The organism is Antrihabitans stalactiti (assembly GCF_012932915.1).
In the GTDB taxonomy this organism is placed as follows: domain Bacteria; phylum Actinomycetota; class Actinomycetes; order Mycobacteriales; family Mycobacteriaceae; genus Antrihabitans; species Antrihabitans stalactiti.
Map to the genome: position 1 here is coordinate 233,451 of NZ_VCQU01000008.1, position 18,678 is coordinate 252,128.

Genomic DNA, 18,678 nt, shown 5'->3' on the forward strand with positions numbered 1-18,678 from the left:
TCAATCTACCCATCGAACGGCTGTGTTCGAGGGTCAGGCTCCGAGCATGGCCTGAACTGCGGCAAGTGACGGCTTGGGTGAGTAATCCGTCCGCACCAGGCCGAAGTTGAATTCGACGTTCGGACTTCCGGTGTTGAGGTCGCGAAAGTCGAAAAGGAAGATCGGTCCGGCGTTGGGCAGCGATCGCAGGTAATTGATGCCGTCGACCAAGATCTCCGATTGTCTGGCTTCGGTCACTCCGTATGGCTGGGTGGCCGACGTCGGGGCGCCGAACTCGGTTGTCCACAGCCGTCTTCCGCCGTCGCCGAAGGCCGTCAGCAACCAATTGATGACGGTGATCGCGTTCTTCGACGAGTTCCAGTCCGCACCCTGGCTCAGCAGGCCGGGGGCGCTGTATGGATGGATGCCGAGGCCGTCCAAGCTGCCCTTGGCGCCCCACCAGTACATGTACTGAACGAACATGTAGGGGCTGATGTTCGTGCCGTCGTCCATGGACGGGGAAAGGCCGCCCGAAATGACGGTGGCACTCGAATCAACCGCCTTGATTGCTGCATAAGACAGTTTCAGCATTGTCGTGTATTTCGCGGGATCGGGCTTCGGCGCGAAACTGGCTTGGATATTCGGCTCGTTCCAGATCTCCCAGTTCTTGATCGAGCCCTTGTACCGCTGGGCGGCAAGCTTGACGAAGTTGGCGAACGTTGCGGGATCAGCCGGAGCCGGGTGGATGAAGTTCCTTCCCTCTGCCGTCGCTGCCCAGGCAGGCGTGTAGGTCAGGAGGCCGAGGATGTTCAAGCCGGCAGCAGCGGCGGCGTTGACCTTTTGATCGGTTGTAGCCCAGTTGAATACGCCCTTGACGTTCTCGACGTCGGGCCATTCGATCGATAGCCGGACCGCCTTGAATCGAGCATTGGTGACGGCCTGGAAGTCCCTGGTTTGCGACGCCGCAGCAGCGCCGGTCGTCGTCACCGCGGTCACGCCGACGAGTCCTGGCGCCATGGGTCCTGTTGCGGCCGAAGCGGTCGGAGGGGCGATGAAACCCGCAGCAACGATGGCGGTCGCCGCCGATACGATGGTTACGGTGCGCCTAGCCGAGCGAATACGGTGTCGTGTTCCATGCAGCAGGAACTTCACGGGAAAACCTCACTTTGGGGCAAATGCAGAATGGGAATACGTGCGGAATCGATAAGGGCGCCATCGCTCCTCGAAAGGATGAATGGTCGTGCGGCGAAATTCAAGCCCCTGCAAACCGGACAGTGGGGGTAATCGAATGCGTTTCGCTGATCTCGGAACTTTCAGACCGATCGGAATCGTCTTCGCGGTGACGGTTTCGGTGACATCCTGCGCGTCGGGCGCGCCCGAATTCAGTCCGCTTCCCAAGGCTGCGCCCACGGCCTCCGAGGTCTACGGAGATTTCTCGCAGCTGCCCGACGGACCGGCTCCAGCAACCTTTTCCAACGGCGCGCCAGCCCATGTGGCCGAGTCGGCCGATCCTGGGTCGACGCCCCGAATTATCAATGGTCAGTTGACGTTTCGTCCGACCGGGTCCGCCAGTCCTGCCGCCGGATACTTCCAGACCGATGCGTTGGAGCGGGCGGTGACGCGAATCGGTTTCCGGTGGATCATCTCGCCCGCGAAGGGGAAATCTCCCGGCGTTGCGGCGGCTGCGGTGACCGGTGAGCTTGCGCACTTCATCGACGGATCGTCGCCGGAAATGCCGCTGCACTTTATCGTCGACAGCGACAGTTGGAACTACTCGGTGGCACCAGAAAGAGATAAAGGCGGCGTCGAATTGTTATCAATTGCGTCCGGGACATTTAATCCGCCACTCGCCGAAGATGGCAAGACGATTCATTCGGTTGAAATATGCGTGGCGAAAGATACCGCGACTCTGTCACTGCCGGACGGAACCGAGCAGACCGTTAGGGATCCCCGGATCAAGGCATGGGCTTCTCGGTTCGCATTCTTCGAGCCGTTCTCCGCTTCGGGCGATCCGTCGTCGATTGCGGGCTTCACCGAGGTGTGGGCCGATTCCAAACCTTGTCGAAATTGATCGTCGAACCGTTACGAGATCTCGACTTCGGCAGAGACGATGACCGAGCTGTTCATCGGCAAGCTCGCGACGCCGATGGCGGTGCGAGCATGGGCGCCGATGTCCGGGCCGAACAGGACGAGCAGGAAATCGCTGAAGGCGTTCAGCACAACCGTCGACTGGGGGAAGCCGCTGTCCGCGTTGACCATCCCGCTCACTAATAGCCAGGCGGTTATCCGGTCGAGGTCGCCTATGGCGCGCGAGAGGCTGCCGAGCATCGAGACCGCAACCAGGCGGGCACTGTCGCACGCGGCGTCGACCGAGACTTCCGACGGGACCTTCCCGAACGGTCCGGCTAACGATCCGTCCGGGTTCTGCGCGCCGTGACCGGCCAGATAGACCCGATTTCCCCGCACACGCGCCCATTCGAAGGCGAACTGAAATCCGGGCGGTGGTTCAGGGGCAGGGGGGAGTGCGAATCCGAGGTCGGCGAGCTTGGTTTCGATGTGCATATGCGTTCCTGCCTCACACGTCGACGCCGTTGATCGAGTGCACCAGCCAACCGTCGTCGTCGATGCTCAGAGTGCTGACCGCGGCGTTCAGAATGCGCGGCGACCGCATGGTGTGCACTACGTCGATTATCGCGCGGATCACCCCGCCGTGGGTGACAACGATGATGGCGGAATCGGGGTTGTCCGTCGCAAGTGCGCTCAGGGTGCGCAGCCCGCGCTCCGCGACCGAGCTACGTGGTTCCAAGCCGGGATACCAACCATGCGGCCACTCGTGATAAGCCTCCCAATCGGTCATTCCTTCGGCCTCGCCGAAATGCCGTTCGGCCAGGTCGTCGTAGGTAGCCGACCGCGTCAACCCGATATGTTCGCCGATGATGTCGGCTGTTTCGCTGGCGCGGGAGAGCGGTGAGCTGACGAGTAGGTCCCAGTTTCGGTCGGTGAAGTGGTGAGCTGCCTCGCGCGCCTGCGCTCGCCCAGTGCGGTTGAGCGGGATATCGGATGACCCCTGCAACCGGCCGTGCAGGTTCCAGTCGGTCTCGCCATGTCGCACGAGAGCGATGAACGTCATGGCCGAAAACTCCGTCCGTCGAGCGCATAGTTATGGTGGCATTTGGCGGCTGTCCGGCCACCATAACTATGCGCTCGCGAGGGGCCACGATGAAACTTGCGCTGACTGACGAAGAAGTCGCCTTCCGCGACGATCTGCGAAAGTTCTATACGACGGAGATCCCCGCAGAAATCCGTGACCGAGTCGGCCGTGGGCTGGAACCGCGCAAGGAAGATTGGGTCACCACACAGCGAATCTTGAACGCTGCGGGTCTCGCGGTCCCGAACTGGCCGGTCGAATGGGGCGGTAAGGATTGGACGCCGATCCAGCACCACATCTGGCTCGATGAGATGCAGCTGGCCAACGTGCCGGAGCCGTTGACGTTCAACGCGAGCATGGTCGGTCCGGTCATCGCGCACTTCGGGTCGCAGGAGTTGAAGGAACGCTTCCTCCCGCCGACCGCGAACCTCGATATCTGGTGGTCGCAAGGGTTTTCCGAGCCCGATGCAGGTTCGGACCTGGCATCGCTGCGCACCACAGCGGTCCGCGATGGCGACAGCTACATCGTCAACGGCCAGAAGACGTGGACCACGCTCGGTCAGTACGGCGATTGGATCTTCAACCTCGTCCGCACCGATCCGAATGCGCCGAAGAAGCAGGCCGGTATTTCGTTCCTGCTGATCGACATGAAGTCGCCCGGCGTCACGGTCCGGCCGATCAAGTTGATCGACGGCAGTTACGAGGTCAACGAGGTGTTCTTCGAAGACGTTCGCGTCCCGGCAGATCAACTCGTCGGCGAGGAAAACCAGGGCTGGACCTACGCGAAGTTCCTGCTCGGCAACGAGCGCACGGGTATAACCGGTGTCGGACGCACCAAGGTGAAGCTCGCGCACGCCAAGGAGCACGCCGCGCAGACCAAGGTCGGCGGCGGAACGTTGCTGGAAGAGCCGTACTTCGCTGCGCGCCTCGCCGAGATCGAAAACGAGCTGCTCGCACTGGAATTGACTCAGCTTCGCGTTGTCGCGGGCTCGGCTGACGGCAAGCCCAATCCCGCATCGTCGGTGCTGAAACTGCGCGGCTCGCAGCTGCAGCAGGCCGCGACCGAGTTGCTGGTCGACGTCGCCGGTCCGGATTCGCTGCCGTACGAGGCGGGTGACGACCTGGCCTCCGCCGAGTGGGCGCAGCTGGCCGCACCGCGGTATCTGAACTATCGCAAGACGTCGATCTACGGCGGCAGCAACGAAGTGCAGCGCACCATCATTTCCTCGACGATTCTCGGACTGTGAGGCAGGACAATGGATTTCGAGTTCACTGAAGAGCAGGAACTGCTGCGCGACACCGCCCGCGACCTCCTTTCCCGCAGCTACGACCCCGAAAAGCGGCTGAAGGTCACCGAGACGGACCTCGGCTGGAGCAAGGAAGTCTGGGGAAAGCTCGCCGAAATCGGTTTGCTCGGTTTGAGTTTCAGCGAAGAAGACGGCGGCATGGGCGCTGGACCGGTCGAGACAATGGCCGTACTGGTCGAGGTCGGTCGGCGGTTGGCGCCGGAACCGATCATCGACGCGGTGTTGGTGCCGGGCGGCCTTGTCGCCGCGGCCGGTTCCGACGAGCAGCGTGCGCGTTTGCTCGGCGAGGTTGCCGAGGGAAACACGTTGCTGGCCTTCGCCCATGGCGAGCCGGGAACCAGGTGGCCGTATCCGGAGGTCACGACGACCGCTGCCCAAGACGGTGATTCGTGGACGCTGACCGGTAAGAAGCATCCGGTCCTGCACGGCGATTGCGCCGACGTGCTCGTTGTCAGTGCGCAGCTGCCTGGGGGAGGGGTCGGGCTGTTCCTGGTCGACGCCACCGCGTCCGGCGTTGTGCGGCGCAACTTCGCGACGTTCGACAGCCTGCGCGGAGCGCAGATCGAGTTCGACAACGCGTCTGCCGAGCCGCTCGGCGAAGCCGTCGACGCGAGTGCGCACATTCAGGCTGCGATCATCGGTGCCCAGGCGGCGACCGGTGCCGAAGCCGTCGGTGCGATGGAAGAAATGCTCCGTTTGACGACCGACTACCTACGCACACGTAAGCAGTTCGGCGTGACGTTGTCGAAGTTCCAGACGCTCACCCAGCGGGCCGCAGATATGTATGTGTCGCTCGAGCTGGCGCGCAGCATGAATCTGTACGCAACGATGGCGTTGGCTGAGGGCATCGTCGATCCGGTGATCGCGTCGCGCGCGAAGCTGCAGATCGGGCGCTCCGCTCGCCACATCGGTCAGGAAGCAATTCAGCTGCACGGCGGCATCGGTGTGACCGCCGAATATCCGGTCGGCCATTACCTCAGTCGACTAACTGCGATCGAGCGCACCTACGGCGGCACCGACGATCACTTGCGCGTCCTCGCCAGTGGCGTTGCCGACTACGGAATGGTCGAGCTCTAGTTTTCGTCGGGATCACTTGCCGCAGGCAGGCTGGTCCGCAGGGTCGTCGTCCTCGGTGTGTAGGTGTAGGGCGTCCGGGACGGCCGCGTCGTCGTCTCCGGCGGCCGCGGTCGTTCGGTGGTTTCGGGCGCGATCTGCCACGTCGGTGACGGCGGGACCGTCACCGCCGGCGTCGTCGATGCAGTGGTCAGCGAGACGGCTGACGACAACCCGGATTTGAGCGGCGGCGGGACGACGTGATCATTTGCGCCGTCGCCGCACGCTGCGAGTACGGCGATGCCGAGCGCGATGGCGGACGTCGCTATCGCTGGGCCTGCAGCACCCCGCCATCGTGCGCTCATGTTCGTCCATCCTGATTTCGAGTTGAACCACTCTAAGCAGCGTGGCGCCGCTAGCACACCCGAAGTCTCGGAACGGTATCGAATCACAAATCCGCGCGTCGTGTCGCGCCGAAGTTTGCCCAGGACAGTCGTAACCTCTGTTACAGAAGTGAACCACTGAGAATCTCAATGGACGAAATGATCGACTTATGTGAAGGAGCATTGGTCATGGGGTCCGCACACTACAAACCCGTGTACTGGTTCGTATTCCTGGTCGGCATGATCGGGGCGGCATTCGGAGTCGTCGAACTTCGGGCGGAGATGGCAGTCTTCGGCCTGATCGTCGCGTCGACGTCGGGTCTGCTCCTGCTCAGGATTCGTGCCGAGGCACTCGGCCGTCTCGATGGGCTGGACCACCTCGAGGCTCGCGGCCGCGCGATGGTCGGAACGCTGACCGCTCCCCGCGTCTAGTCGCGGAGCTTGCGGAGCGACCATCCAACACGTTTGGACGGGTCTCGAAGAATGAGAGACACGGCCTAGTTCACCGCGTCGCGTAGATACGCGATGTCGTCCGCCAAGCCCTCGGCGGGCGTCTCGAGGATGATCGGCGCATCAGCGGTCCGGCAGACCTCGGCGAGAAGCTCCGGGTCGATAGTGCCGTCGCTCAAGTTCGCGTGCCGGTCACGTGCCGAGTTGAACTCGTCGCGCGACGAGTTCAGGTGCACCAGGTCGATTCGACCGGTGATCGCCTTGATGCGGTCGACGATCCCGACAAGATCCTCACCGGCCGCCCATGCATGACAGGTGTCGAGACAGAACCCGGCACCGAATTCCCCGACTGCGTCCCACAACTTTGCGATCGAGTCGAAATACCGCGCCATCGCGTGGTCGCCGCCTGCGGTGTTCTCGATGAGGATCGGCACAGGAAAGCCACCCTTTTCGGCCTGACGCTCGAACAGCTTGCGCCAGTTGTCGATTCCCGCGTCGATCTCACTGTCGTTACGAACGTGCCCGCCGTGCACGACCAGCCCGAATGCACCCAGGTCCGCGGCAGCCTTGGCTTGCTGCGCGACCGCTTGCCGTGACGGCATTCGCAATCTGTTGTTCGTGCTCGCCACGTTGATCTGGTACGAGGAGTGCACCACGACATCCACGGGACTCGCGAGGATCTCCGCTGTCTTCGGATGCGCCGCCGGCTTCTCCCAACCCTGTGGGTCGATCACGAACATCTGAATGAGATCCGCCCCCAGGCGCTCCCCATAGCCGATCGGATCGCCATCGAGGCGGACATGGGCTCCAATTCGCATGCATTCACCTTATCGGCGCCCACCGACAGGGCGGCCGGGGCGGCAGCATCTCGCCGAGGGGGCTGTTGCGCAAGCATCGGCCGAGAAGGAAGTCGCATAGCCGCCCCCTCGGCATGCGAGCCGCCGAGAACCCCTGTGACCTACGTAACGACAGTGTCACGTTTGTCCTATATGGTCGTTCGCGTCCTGACGGGTGAGGCTAAGGAGCGGGACCGATATGCAGCGTGCGGTGAAGGCGCTTTTCTTGATTCTGATAGGCGTCTTGCTCGGCGCGATAGTGCAACCAAGCTCGGTCGGTGCGGAACCGTTGTATCTGCTCGACGATCCGGACCCGTTCTTTCATGCGCCGGAGGACATCGGGAACTACAAGCCAGGTGACGTGGTCCGCGTTCGGCGAATCGACACGTGGATGTACGCGGGCACAGAGGGCTGGCACGTCGCATTCCGCTCGACCAACTCCGCGGGCAACCCGATCATGGGCATGACCACAGTGTTCATGCCGGTCGGGATCACGAACCCGCCGCTGGTGTCCTACCAGGCGATCATCAATTCGCTCGGCGTGAAGTGCAATCCGTCGCGGTCGCTGTTCAACGCCGAACTCAACGACGCTCCTGGCATGTACCTGCCGATCGGGCGTGGGTGGGCAGTCTCAATTCCCGACCACCTCGGACCGACGGGTGCGTACGGCGCAGCCAGGCTCGGTGGACTGGTCACGCTCGACAGCGTCCGGGCAGTCAAGCAGGTCACCGAGCTGGGCCTGTCGAACGCGCCTGTGGTGCTGGCCGGCTACTCGGGCGGCGGCATGGCGAGTGCATGGGCGGCCGCGCTGCAGCCCAGTTATGCGCCTGAGTTGAAGCTCGACGGCGTCGTCGCAGGCGGAATTCCGGCGGACCTCGAGGAAATGGCCCGCGGGCTCGGCTTCGCACCGCACCCCGGCTTCGGGTTGGCGTTCGCCGCCGCGATGGGCCTCGAGCGCGAATACCCGGACCGGCTGCCGATCACGAGCCAGCTCAACGACCAAGGCATGTTCTTGCGCGCGTTCATGGCAAACGAGTGCCGCCGGTTCCTCATCTTCCACGGACTGTTCCGCAGCGCCGGAGACGTAGCCGGGCGCACGGACCTGATCACCAGCCCCGCGGCGCTCGCGGTGTTGCACGAGAACAGCCTGAAGTATTTCCCGGACATTCCGAAGGTGCCGATGATGATCTGGCACGGACTGTACGACGGACTGACTCCATTCGACGCGGTCGCTGACACAGCGCGCCGGTACTGCGCGGCGGGCGCTAATCTCGTCTTCTCGCCCTACGACATTTCTGAGCACATGACCTGCGCCGCACTCGGTTTCCCCGCAGCGTGGGAGTACGTCGAAGCTCGCTTCCGAGGGGAGCCCGCGCCCACCCAGTGCTGATTGCGGCAGACATCAGGGTCCTCCCCGATGCGGAGATCGTGTGAACCGGACACTATGGACTCCGACGCGTCCGATCAACGAAAGGCGAACATGGCTTCGCTCTCTGTCGCTGCCCGCTCGGTAGACCTCGTCAAGACGTACGGCTCAGGCGATACGCAGGTCCGTGCGCTCGACGGCGTGTCCGCGGAGTTCTACAAGGGCGAGTTCACCGCCATCATGGGACCGTCCGGGTCGGGCAAATCGACGCTCATGCACTGCCTCGCCGGGCTGGACAACGCGACGTCGGGTTCGGTGTCGATCGGCGACACCGAGTTGACGTCGCTCTCCGACAAGCAGATGACCAGGCTTCGCCGCGACCGCATCGGCTTCGTCTTCCAGGCGTTCAACCTGGTCCCGACGTTGACCGCGATCGAGAACATCACGCTGCCCCAAGACATTGCCGGACGCACCGCCGACGCGGAGTGGCTCGACACCGTGCTGACGCGGCTAGGCCTCAAGGACCGGCTCAAGCACCGTCCGGGTGAGCTGTCCGGCGGTCAGCAGCAGCGAGTCGCGTGCGCGCGAGCCCTTGCCGGCCAGCCGGAGATCATTTTCGGTGACGAGCCGACGGGCAACCTGGACTCGCGCTCCTCTGGCGAGGTGCTGTCGATTCTTCGGACCTCGGTCGACGAGTTCAAGCAGACCGTCGTCATCGTCACACACGACCCCCGCGCCGCGGCCTACTCGGACCGAGTCGTGTTCCTCGCTGACGGCAAGATCGTCGACGAATTGCGTGAGCCGACAGCAGAATCGGTGCTCGACCGGATGAAGTCGCTGGAAACGGTCTGACGATGGCTGGCTCACCCATGCGCAAGGTCTCCCTGCGCAACCTCGCCGCACACAAAGTTCGCCTCGCGCTGACTTTGCTGTCCGTCGTACTCGGAACTGCTTTCGTCACAGGGTCGTTCGTCTTCACCGACTCCCTGCAGAAGACGTTCGACGGCATCTTCGCCAACGTCGCGCAAGGCGTGGACGTGCGCGTCAGCCCCGAAGACGTGCGCTCGCCCGGTGTTTCGCTCAGCGACGTCGACACCATCACCAAGATCGACGGCGTGCGCGCAGTCGCTCCCGCCGAATTCGGCACCATCGTCCTGCTCACCAAGGCGGGCAAAGCGGTGCAGAACGGCGGCGCGCCGAGCATCGGCCAGTCCTATTTGCCGCCGGACAAGGCACTCGAGAAGCTCGACCCCTACGTAGCCGGCGGACCGCCGACGAAGCCGGGTGAGGTATCGCTGAATCAGGGGGCGGCGACGAGGGCCGATCTTCAAGTCGGCGACAAGACCAAGATCCTGTCGGCGCGGGGGCAGCTGGAAGTCACGATCACCGGCATCTATCAACCGGCCAGTGATACCGGCGGTTTCATCGGTGCGTTCTTCGACGAAACGCAAGCGCGCCAGCTGTTCACCGACGGCTCCCACGTCGCCTACATCGATGTCGCCGGAAATGGTGTGTCGGCGAACGAGCTTCGCGATCGGATCCAGAAGGCGTTTCCCGATCTGAAGGTGCAGAACGGCGACGAGGTCCGCGAGGACGCGAAGGCGCAGATCTCGCAAGCGCTCAGCTTCATCAACTACTTCCTGCTGGCCTTCGGTGCAATCGCTTTGCTCGTAGGCACTTTCATCATCTACAACACGTTTTCGATGATCGTGGCGCAGCGGCTGCGGGAACTCGCGTTGTTGCGCGCGGTCGGCGCGAGCCGCAGACAAGTCGGATTCTCGGTGGTCCTCGAGGCGCTGATCGTCGGGTTGATCGGCAGCGCATTGGGTTTGGCTGCCGGCGTCGGTCTCGCGCTGGGATTGACCGGTCTGCTCAACGCCTTCGATCTCGGTCTGCCGACCGGGTCGTTGCAACTCGCAACCCGGACCGTCGTCGTCGCGTTGGTCGTCGGCGTCGTCGTCACGACGCTCAGCGCCTATGCGCCCGCACGACGAGCGGCGAAGATCCCGCCCGTCGAGGCAATGCGCGAGGAGTTCGCGTCGACCGGCGATTCGTTGCGGATGCGGACGATCATCGGCGCTCTCCTAGCCGTCGCGGGTGTCGTCGCCGTTGTCATCGGTGCACAGTTCACCGGCGCGGAGGGTGCGTCGACCGTCGGCGGCGGTGCGCTGGCCTTGGTGTTGGCTGTCCTGTTGGCAGCGCCATCGTTGTCGCGACCCATCGTCAGCGCCCTTGGGTCGGTCGTGACGCGGCCGTTCGGCCCGATCGGTCGGCTGGCTCGTAGCAACGCGGTCCGGAATCCGAGGCGGACGGCGGCAACAGCTTTCGCGCTCACCCTCGGACTGATGCTGGTGTCGCTGATCGCGACCTTCGGCGCGTCGGCGAAGGCGAGCATCGACACGCTGGTCGACAAGGGCGTCAAGGCGGATTACATGCTGACCGGCCCGCAAGGGTTCGGTGTGGTCGTGCCCGCGGAAGACGCGGCACGCAAGGTCGACGGCGTGGACCTCGCGGTCGGGCTGCGCTTCGTCCCCGCGCAGGTCGGTGACGAAAACGCCGGCAACGGAGTCTCATTCAGTGGTCCGGTCGATCCTGTCCTCACCATGGATTTGGTGTCGGGCGAGCGGGACATCGCAGACGACGGCATGCTCGTGTCGGAAACCCAATCGGACAAGAAAGGCTGGAAGCTCGGCGACACAGTCGAATTGACGAATTACGCCGACGAGAAGTCAGCCGTCCATGTGAAGCTCAAGGTCACCGGCATCTTCGAAGATTCGCAGGTGCTCGGCGACTGGATCGTCTCGGACAAGACCTACCAGGCGATGACGCCGGCAGACCGGCGCGCCGACTTCCTGGTCCTGATCAAAGCCAAGTCCGGGGCTGACATGACGTCGCTGCGAACAGGTCTGGAGAAAGCGACCGACCCCTACGTCGTCGTCCAGGTGCTTGATCGCGAACAGTTCAAGGGCGAGCAGGGCAAACAGATCGACACTCTGCTGGCTGTGCTCTACGGGTTGCTGGCGTTGGCGATTGTGATTGCGATCCTCGGAATCATCAACACCCTGGCCCTGTCCGTCGTCGAACGGCGCCGAGAGATAGGCATGCTGCGCGCAGTCGGTATGGCGCGCAACCAAGTTCGTCGCACGATCTACCTGGAGTCGGTCCTCATCGCGGTGTTCGGCGCGATCGTCGGCGTCATATTGGGACTCGGCCTCGGCGCTGGGTTCATCCGCACCTTGCGCGACCAAGGCCTCGGCGAAATCGCAATTCCCTGGGCTCAGGTGATCGCCATGCTCATCGGGTCCGCCGTGGTCGGCGTGCTCGCCGCGTTGTGGCCCGCCGCTCGCGCCGCACGGACCAAGCCACTCGAAGCAATAGCCGACCTCTGACCTGCTCGTGAGTCTTTTCGGAGTCCCTGACTCCGAAAAGACTCACGAGTTCACTTGGCAGTGGTGCGCTTCATCCCACGCTCGACGGCGGCGACGATGCTCGGGCGCAGCGTTGCGGCCGGGACGATCGAGTGCACGGACCCGACCTCACGAGCGCGGTCGATGTTGTGGATCGCCTCGAACTCCTGAGCCACCTCACCGAGCTTGTCCGACCGGACCGCTGTGCGAGCGGCAGACAGCTCCACGCGCAGGTGCGCACGCTCGGCGTCGTCTGTCGATGCGGCCAGCCGCTCCTCCAACGCCTTGACGGCGGCGTCTGCAGCGGTGCGTGCGTTGACCTCTCGGGAGAACACGACAGCCGCGGCGGGCGCGCCACCGATGACCGAGGCGAACGAGCCCTCGACGGCGAGCACTTCCATGTTGTCGTTGAGCGCACCGGAGAAGACGACGAACGCGCCGCCGTGGTAGCGCGAGATCACGCAGAAGACGATCGGTCCGTCGAAATTGACGATGGCCCTACCGATTTCGGCGCCGTATTCGAGCTGGATATTGCGCAACGATTCCGGTGAACCGTCGAAGCCGGACAGGTTGGCGAGCACGACTAGCGGCCGGTTGCCGCTTGCCGCGTTGATCGCGCGCGCCGTCTTCTTCGACGACTGCGGGAACAACGTGCCCGAGGTCCACTGGTCGGGTCCGTCGGCGGGGAACCAGCCCTTGCGGGGGATGGTCCGCGATTCGATGCCGACGACAGTGGCGGGAATTCCGGCCAGGTGGGCGTCGAAGACGACTGCGGTCTCGGCGTCAGCCATGTCGGCCCAGCGTTCGAGAACCGGGTGGTCCTGGTCGACGACCGAGTGCATCACGGTGCGAATGTCGAAGGGCTTCTTGCGTTCTGGGTTCGTCTTCGACGAGAAGATGTCACCGACCGTCGTGAAGTCGCTCGACGGGTGCACATGCGGGTACGTGCAGACGTCGCGGTCCAGTGGGTCCTTGGAATGTGCCCGACGCGGGAAGCGTTCGCCCGGAGCAACATACGCGTGTTCGTAGTGCGTGAACAGGATGTCGCAGGCTGCGGCGAGGTTCGGCGCCCAGTACTGCGCTTCGCCGTTGGGGCCCATGACGCGGTCGTAGCCGCCGATACCGAAGTTGTCTTCGGCAGAGACGCCGCCCGAGTAGTCGAGAGATTGCTTGCCGGTCAACACCATTGCGCTGTCGGGGGTCATCACGAGGATGCCCTTGGTGTGCGTCAGCATCGTGGCTTCGGCGTTCCAGTACGGCTGCGCGCCGACGTTGATTCCTGCGACGACGACGTTGATCTCGCCGCCGGCTTGGGTGAACGTGATGATCCGGCGCAGTGCGCGCGAGACCCAGTCCATGTTCTCGGTACCGCTGTCCATGGAAATCGTTGCGCCAGAAGACAACGTGAACCATTCGACCGGAATCCCGCGCTCTTCGGCGAGATCGATCGCGGCGACAACGCGAGCACACTCCGCTTCGGCAACTGTGCCAAGGGCTTTCGTCGGATCGCCGAACATGGCGACGCGGGTCATGCCCTCCGGGTACCGCAGCGTCGGAGTCGTCACCAGGCCGACGATGAGGCCGGCCTTGTTCAAGCCGTACGGCCGGTCGACGGGCACGAGGTTGTTGGAATCGTCGAAGTCGAGCTCGGTGAACGACCCGTCTTCCTGCGTCAGCAGCGGGATCAACTCGTACGGGTACACCGTGCCGCGAGCACGGGACCGCTGCACCTTCTGCGTGTACTCGTCGAGCGGTCGCAGTGGCTCGGTCGGCGGCTCGGTCACGCGGACGTGGACGCCCGCGCCGGACCGATACGAGAACCGCAGCGCAACCTCACGCGGCGAGCTCAGTGGTGTCTCGCGCAGTCGCGCCAACAGCGTGACTTCCTCGAGTCCGGCGCCCATGGTGAGCGGCGCGATGTACTGACCGATCGAGGTCAGCTGCTCGACCGGCTCCTCGATGATGGGCCAGATGTACAGCGCGACACGGTTGTTGTCGAGTCTGCGAGCACCGCGCTTAGCCTGCTCGCGGCGAATGCCGTCCATGCAGGCAGACAGCGCGCGCTCGATCGCGGGGACGGCGACGATGTTGCCGCCGCCGTCGCGCTGAACGGTCTCCTCGCGAATCTCGGCGAACGCGATGAGTCGCTGATCGGCCGGATTGTCTTTGGCGGACAGCTGATACAGATGCGTGTCAGCCGCAGACGACAACCGGATGCCGTCGAAATTCTTCAGGCGCCAGAAGTCGAACCGCTGACCGGTCAACGGGTGCATGTCCCGAATGATGCGGTCTTCGATGAGGTCGGTTCCGGTGCCGCGCAACGTGATCAGCTGCACCGAGTTCGGTGCCGCAAAGACGGTTACGGTGATACGACGCCACGTCGCGGCCTTCGAATGCTGGGCAAGAAGGCCCCGCAGCGCGTCGGCCAACTCGTCGCCGTCCGACGGAGCATCGGCCCAGGCGAGGTAGAGGTCGACGGCGAGATCTTCCGGTGCCTCGCCCGCCAGGTCGTCGATGATGTCGAGAGTTCGTAGTAGACCAGCGAATTGGGTGATCATCGAGACGAGATGCACCCGCTCGCCGGCCTGATCGAACGTGCCTGTCACGATCGGTCGATGGTCGCGGGTGAAGGCCTTGATGTCGTCGAGCGTGTGAATCAGGTAGTACTGCCGCGTCAAGACCTCGAGCAGCACGCCGGGATTCGAAATGCGCTGTGCCAGCAGGCCGATCAGCGGCTCAGGAGTTGCCGCGAGGGCTTCCATTCGACGCGCGTAGTCGGGCGCATCGGGACGTTCGGCCAGGTAGGCCAGGTTGCCGCGGACGTTGTCGTAGGCACGGTTGCGAATGTCGTGAATGGCAGGCGCGTCGAAGAACCGGAAGCGCAGGTTTCGTGCGACGTCGCCGACCAGCGGGTAGCGGACCTGGGTGGCGTCGATCAGTCGATCGAGCACTTCCGCCAACTCCGGCGACGACTCGGGCGCGGCGTAATCGTCGGTGAGCCAACGTTCGAGCAGCCCGACGATGACCGGTACCTGATTCTCGATTCGCTGCAACGCGAGGAAGAGGCGATACACCGCTTCTTCCAGGAGCGGTCCGGGCTCGAGGTCGACCACGTCGTAGTGGCCGAGCGCGCGGGAAAGCTTGTTGCGGAACGATTCCGGGAGGCGCTGCACGTCGACGTCCATCGACAGCAGATACGAATGAAAGTGCTCGCGCGGGCTGTGCGCCTGCTCGTGTGTCTCTTCCTCGTCGAAGCCGGTCGGCTTGTTGCGCGACAGCTCGCAGATGTCGGCGAACGTCGTGAGCAGGTCCAGCTCGGGCCCGACGAGGACCGTGCGCGGCACCTCGGCCCGCAGCGCGTGGTACTCGGTGAGCAATTCGCGCGCACGCGCGCCGCCGACGTCGAAGCCGGTGATCACCGCGCGCAGTGCGTCGAGGCGGACGATCGCTTCGGTGTGGTTGTCGGTCTGCAGCGCGGACTGTGGTTTCGCGAACTCGACTCGCGGTGCCTTCGTCGTCACGGCACCGTCTTCGAGCGGATCGACCCGGAGCAGGGGAGCGCCGGCGTCGATCTGGGAGTTGACGACCGCCAGCACTTCGCGGACCTTGCCCGCAAACGGTGCGCGGACCGCGGTCTCCATCTTCATGGCCTCGAGCACGACCAGCGTTGCGCCCGCAGCGACCTCGTCGCCCGGCGCCACCGGCACCGCCACGACGACCGCCGGGGCGGGGGCACGGACCACGCCGGCCTCGTCCTGGCTGATCTGGTGGGTGACGCCGTCGACCTCGACGAGGTAGTGCGCAGTGCCTGCAACAGACACGACATGGAATCGCCTGTTGCCGACGATGATTCGGCTCTCGAACTCGCCGAGTCGGTCGACGCTGACCTCGAACTCGCCGCCTTCGGTCTCGACGTTGTAGCGATGGGGGTCGATCTGGCCGACCGTCAGCTGATACGCCTGACCTTGGTAGGTGAGCTCGACGGCGCGACCGATCGAGTGCGTCGCGCGTGGCCGACCACCGCGCGCGGACCGCAGGAATGCGGCACGCTCACGCGCCTCCTGGGCGTCGTAGGTGTCGATCGCGGCGGCGATCAGGGCGATGTCCGCGACGCGGGTCGGTCCGTCGGTTGTTCCCGCGCCCGTCCGGTCCAGCCAGCCGGTGTCGGCGTCGCCCGAGATCAGTTCTTCGCGATCGAGCAGTTCGAGCAGGAACGACTTGGTAGTCGTGCCACCGTCGAGGACGACGGTCGTTTCGCGCAGCGCGGTCCGCAGCCGGGCGAGCGCCTCGGAGCGGTCCTTGCCCCATGCGATGACCTTGGCGACCATCGAGTCGTAATCGGGCGGAATGACGTCGCCTTGCGCGATGCCGGTGTCGACGCGAAGGCCCGAGCCGAGCGGGAACTTCAGCAGCTTGACCGTGCCCGGTGCAGGCGCGAAACCGTTGTCGGCGTCTTCTGCGTTGAGGCGCGCTTCGACGGCGTGGCCGAATTCTGCCGGGCACTCACCTTCGAGGCGTCCGCCGTTGGCGACGTGAATCTGCAGCTTGACCAGGTCGAGGCCGGTCGTCACTTCGGTGATCGGGTGCTCGACCTGCAAACGTGTGTTGACCTCGAGGAAGGTGAACAGTTGTTGGTCGGGCTGGTAGAGGTATTCGACGGTTCCGGCGCCGCGGTAACCGGCGGCATGCACCAGCTCGCTGGAGGCGAAACGCAGATGGTCCGCCTGCTCCTTGGTGAGCACCGGCGAGGCCGATTCCTCGATGACCTTCTGGTTCTTGCGCTGGATGGAACAGTCGCGCACACCGGGCGCCCAGACGTTGCCGTAGTTGTCTGCGATGATCTGCACCTCGACGTGGCGCGCGTCGGTGACGAGACGCTCGAGGAAGACGACCGGGTCGCCGAACGAGCGCTCCGCTTCACCCTGCGTGCGCTCGAGCGCGAGCTCCAGCTCGTCTTCGGAATAGACCTTGCGGATACCGCGACCGCCGCCGCCGCTGCGGGCCTTGATGATCAACGGGTAACCGATGGCCTGAGCGTGACGACGCGCGTCAGACCGCGTCTCGACGGGCCCGCCACTCCAAGGCGCGACCGGAACGCCGACCTTCTCGGCCAGAATCTTGGCGGCGACCTTGTCGCCGAGCAGCTTCATCGCCTCGGGGGTGGGCCCGATGAAGGTGATGTTCAGTCGGCCGCAGAGTTCGGCGAACGCCGGGTCTTCGGCGACGAAGCCCCAACCGACCCACACCGCATCCGCTTTCGCTTCGAGCAGCGCGCGTTCGAGTTCGGTGTGGTTGAGGTACGGGCTGCCGGTGCCGGTCGAGCGCAGCGTGACCGCCTCGTCAGCCTGCCGGACGAACATCGCACGGCGCTCAGCGTCTGTGTGAAGCGCGACCGTGCGGATCCCGTAGTTGTGCTCGGCGTTGAGCTCGCGAACGGCCCTGATAAGGCGTACGGCGCTTTCGCCTCTGTTGACTACTGCAATCCGAGTGAACATATCTCTCAATCGTCCGTCTTTGCGGTTTCGTTTGCTGAGCCGTCTCGTGGCCTGTCTGACGTTAGGCCATCTAGCAGCATGCACCAGCAAGCGCGGTCGGTGTGTGCATTCACGCCGACCTGGGCTACATCGAAATTTATACGTCGTCTAACGCGTACTCGCGAGTAGTCGTGTGGCCCAGTGAGAGTCGCTCTTTTCGGCGTTTATAGAGAACTCCTAAAAGGCTCGCCACCTTTTAGAGGTTGCGCATAAGCGTGAGTGCGACGAGTTTGGCTGCCGCGTCGCACGGATCGGGACCGCCGTCGACGGACTGCACCCACCACGTGATTACTCCCGAGTAGGTTGCGGACACTCCGCAGGTGGGAGGGTCGCCAGGGCGCAACGCGGAGAACCCCGCCGTGTCGTCCACAGCGACCGTCGTGACTCGATATCCGAGCTTGGTCGCGACCTCGCGTTCATGCAGCAATGCGTTGTTCTCGAACCAGCCGAATGTGACGTCGATCTCTCCGAGCGACGTCGCGACCGTCCACATGCACACAGCACCGAAGAAATAGCGCGTCGCAGAGCCGCTGCCGACCGTCTCGGCGATCTGCTCAGGCGTCACCGCCTCGCATTCCTGCAGGAGGTTCTCGAACTGGTCGGACTTGGCTTGGGAGTGCGTTTTGGGGGTGTCGGCTGGGGTACTGCACCCCGTGAGGAGTGTGAAGGCGACGAGCGCCGTGATCAGCCGCTTCATTTCGACCTGGCGATCGTCAGCTTGGCGAGTTCGCGCGCCGGCGTACACACGTCGGTGGGCTGCGGACCCGAGCGGTAGCTGATCACCCAGTAGATGAAGTCGGCGTGGTCTTCGACGCCGATCTCGCAGGTGCCGGGCGCTGCGTTGCGCGACGTGTACGCGCGTCGACCCTCGAATTCGAACTGTTCGACGTCGCGACCGATGCGTTCGGATCCCATCCGTTCACGGTCGATCGGACTGCCGCGATACCAATTGAACATCACGTACTCCAGGCCGACGGCCCACCGGCATTTGATGCCGTTCTTACCCTCGACGCGAAGGTCCTGGATGCCCGTGATCTGGGCGACCTCGTCGTCTGTCACCGAACCGCACTCGCCGTAGAAGGAGCCGAAGACGGCGTTGGTGGGCTTGGGTGCCGGATCGCCTGCAGTGGGCGTGCCGTCGATTCGGGTGCAGGCGGCGATGGTCAGCAGAAAGGCGCATAGGGTTGCCAACCTGCCGCTGGGGGTCACCCTTGC

15 protein-coding genes are annotated in these 18,678 nt (G+C 64.1%); 7 read left to right on the plus strand and 8 right to left on the minus strand.

Annotation, left to right across the window (positions count from 1 at the left end):
• Window positions 1-33: 33 nt before the first annotated feature.
• Window positions 34-996: a cellulase family glycosylhydrolase gene (locus tag FGL95_RS22500; protein ID WP_169590948.1), complete on the minus strand. Its 963-nt coding sequence runs from the start codon at window positions 994-996 to the stop codon at window positions 34-36.
• Between the two features lie 598 nt (window positions 997-1,594).
• Between FGL95_RS22500 and FGL95_RS22505 the strand changes: the two genes are divergently transcribed.
• Complete coding sequence (locus tag FGL95_RS22505) at window positions 1,595-2,050, plus strand: hypothetical protein (RefSeq protein WP_169590951.1); 456 nt, start codon at window positions 1,595-1,597, stop codon at window positions 2,048-2,050.
• Window positions 2,051-2,061: 11 nt separating this feature from the next.
• Here FGL95_RS22505 and FGL95_RS22510 read toward each other — a convergent pair whose 3' ends face one another.
• Complete coding sequence (locus tag FGL95_RS22510; RefSeq protein WP_169590953.1) at window positions 2,062-2,541, minus strand: RidA family protein; 480 nt, start codon at window positions 2,539-2,541, stop codon at window positions 2,062-2,064.
• Window positions 2,542-2,554: 13 nt separating this feature from the next.
• On the minus strand, window positions 2,555-3,109 hold the full coding sequence (locus FGL95_RS22515; RefSeq protein WP_169590955.1) for a histidine phosphatase family protein: 555 nt from the start codon (window positions 3,107-3,109) through the stop codon (window positions 2,555-2,557).
• Window positions 3,110-3,198: 89 nt separating this feature from the next.
• On the opposite strand from FGL95_RS22515, the gene FGL95_RS22520 reads away from it, so the two are divergent.
• Together FGL95_RS22520 and FGL95_RS22525 are read left to right on the plus strand one after the other, a co-directional pair.
• Complete coding sequence (locus FGL95_RS22520) at window positions 3,199-4,374, plus strand: acyl-CoA dehydrogenase family protein (protein WP_169590958.1); 1,176 nt, start codon at window positions 3,199-3,201, stop codon at window positions 4,372-4,374.
• A gap of 9 nt (window positions 4,375-4,383) precedes the next feature.
• On the plus strand, window positions 4,384-5,511 hold the full coding sequence (locus FGL95_RS22525) for an acyl-CoA dehydrogenase family protein (RefSeq protein WP_169590961.1): 1,128 nt from the start codon (window positions 4,384-4,386) through the stop codon (window positions 5,509-5,511).
• On the opposite strand, the gene FGL95_RS22530 is transcribed toward FGL95_RS22525, so the two are convergent.
• Window positions 5,508-5,852, minus strand: a complete 345-nt coding sequence (locus FGL95_RS22530) for a hypothetical protein (protein WP_169590964.1) — start codon at window positions 5,850-5,852, stop codon at window positions 5,508-5,510. The two genes, FGL95_RS22525 and FGL95_RS22530, sit on opposite strands and share 4 nt — an antisense overlap.
• Window positions 5,853-6,059: 207 nt before the next feature.
• Between FGL95_RS22530 and FGL95_RS22535 the strand changes: the two genes are divergently transcribed.
• Window positions 6,060-6,302, plus strand: coding sequence for a hypothetical protein (locus FGL95_RS22535; protein WP_169590966.1), 243 nt, complete (start codon window positions 6,060-6,062; stop codon window positions 6,300-6,302).
• Window positions 6,303-6,367: 65 nt separating this feature from the next.
• Here the strand turns inward: FGL95_RS22535 and FGL95_RS22540 are convergent, their stop codons facing one another.
• Window positions 6,368-7,138 (minus strand): deoxyribonuclease IV, encoded by a 771-nt coding sequence (locus tag FGL95_RS22540; RefSeq protein WP_169590969.1) that lies wholly within the window; start codon window positions 7,136-7,138, stop codon window positions 6,368-6,370.
• Between the two features lie 217 nt (window positions 7,139-7,355).
• On the opposite strand from FGL95_RS22540, the gene FGL95_RS22545 reads away from it, so the two are divergent.
• The 3 genes from FGL95_RS22545 (at window position 7,356) to FGL95_RS22555 (ending at window position 11,911) form a co-directional block, all read left to right on the plus strand.
• Window positions 7,356-8,546 carry a lipase family protein gene (locus FGL95_RS22545; protein WP_169590972.1) on the plus strand — a complete coding sequence of 397 codons (1,191 nt, stop codon included), beginning with the start codon at window positions 7,356-7,358 and terminating at the stop codon, window positions 8,544-8,546.
• 90 nt (window positions 8,547-8,636) lie between these two features.
• Entirely contained in the window at window positions 8,637-9,374 is a 738-nt protein-coding gene (locus FGL95_RS22550; protein ID WP_169590974.1) for an ABC transporter ATP-binding protein, read from the plus strand.
• 2 nt (window positions 9,375-9,376) lie between these two features.
• Window positions 9,377-11,911, plus strand: coding sequence for an ABC transporter permease (locus FGL95_RS22555; RefSeq protein ID WP_169590977.1), 2,535 nt, complete (start codon window positions 9,377-9,379; stop codon window positions 11,909-11,911).
• A 50-nt stretch (window positions 11,912-11,961) separates the two neighbouring features.
• Here the strand turns inward: FGL95_RS22555 and FGL95_RS22560 are convergent, their stop codons facing one another.
• The 3 genes from FGL95_RS22560 to FGL95_RS22570 all read right to left on the minus strand — a co-directional run bounded on the left by FGL95_RS22560 (window position 11,962) and on the right by FGL95_RS22570 (window position 18,672).
• A complete protein-coding gene (locus FGL95_RS22560) occupies window positions 11,962-17,424 on the minus strand; it encodes an ATP-binding protein (RefSeq protein WP_169590979.1) in 5,463 nt (1,820 codons plus the stop codon).
• A 235-nt stretch (window positions 17,425-17,659) separates the two neighbouring features.
• On the minus strand, window positions 17,660-18,160 hold the full coding sequence (locus FGL95_RS22565) for a DUF3558 domain-containing protein (protein ID WP_169590982.1): 501 nt from the start codon (window positions 18,158-18,160) through the stop codon (window positions 17,660-17,662).
• On the minus strand, window positions 18,157-18,672 hold the full coding sequence (locus FGL95_RS22570; protein WP_169590985.1) for a DUF3558 family protein: 516 nt from the start codon (window positions 18,670-18,672) through the stop codon (window positions 18,157-18,159). The genes FGL95_RS22565 and FGL95_RS22570 overlap by 4 nt, the downstream gene beginning before the upstream one ends.
• Between the last annotated feature and the right edge of the window lie 6 nt (window positions 18,673-18,678).

Excerpts from the sequence above, each read along its gene's own strand:
- FGL95_RS22555 (WP_169590977.1), top strand. The coding sequence starts at position 9,377 with ATGGCTGGCTCACCCATGCGCAAGGTCTCCCTGCGCAACCTCGCCGCA.
- FGL95_RS22565 (WP_169590982.1), bottom strand. The coding sequence starts at position 18,160 with ATGAAGCGGCTGATCACGGCGCTCGTCGCCTTCACACTCCTCACGGGG.
- FGL95_RS22515 (WP_169590955.1), bottom strand. The coding sequence starts at position 3,109 with ATGACGTTCATCGCTCTCGTGCGACATGGCGAGACCGACTGGAACCTG.
- FGL95_RS22535 (WP_169590966.1), top strand. The coding sequence starts at position 6,060 with ATGGGGTCCGCACACTACAAACCCGTGTACTGGTTCGTATTCCTGGTC.
- FGL95_RS22510 (WP_169590953.1), bottom strand. The coding sequence starts at position 2,541 with ATGCACATCGAAACCAAGCTCGCCGACCTCGGATTCGCACTCCCCCCT.
- FGL95_RS22540 (WP_169590969.1), bottom strand. The coding sequence starts at position 7,138 with ATGCGAATTGGAGCCCATGTCCGCCTCGATGGCGATCCGATCGGCTAT.
- FGL95_RS22545 (WP_169590972.1), top strand. The coding sequence starts at position 7,356 with ATGCAGCGTGCGGTGAAGGCGCTTTTCTTGATTCTGATAGGCGTCTTG.
- FGL95_RS22520 (WP_169590958.1), top strand. The coding sequence starts at position 3,199 with ATGAAACTTGCGCTGACTGACGAAGAAGTCGCCTTCCGCGACGATCTG.
- FGL95_RS22550 (WP_169590974.1), top strand. The coding sequence starts at position 8,637 with ATGGCTTCGCTCTCTGTCGCTGCCCGCTCGGTAGACCTCGTCAAGACG.
- FGL95_RS22560 (WP_169590979.1), bottom strand. The coding sequence starts at position 17,424 with ATGTTCACTCGGATTGCAGTAGTCAACAGAGGCGAAAGCGCCGTACGC.
- FGL95_RS22530 (WP_169590964.1), bottom strand. The coding sequence starts at position 5,852 with ATGAGCGCACGATGGCGGGGTGCTGCAGGCCCAGCGATAGCGACGTCC.
- FGL95_RS22525 (WP_169590961.1), top strand. The coding sequence starts at position 4,384 with ATGGATTTCGAGTTCACTGAAGAGCAGGAACTGCTGCGCGACACCGCC.
- FGL95_RS22500 (WP_169590948.1), bottom strand. The coding sequence starts at position 996 with ATGGCGCCAGGACTCGTCGGCGTGACCGCGGTGACGACGACCGGCGCT.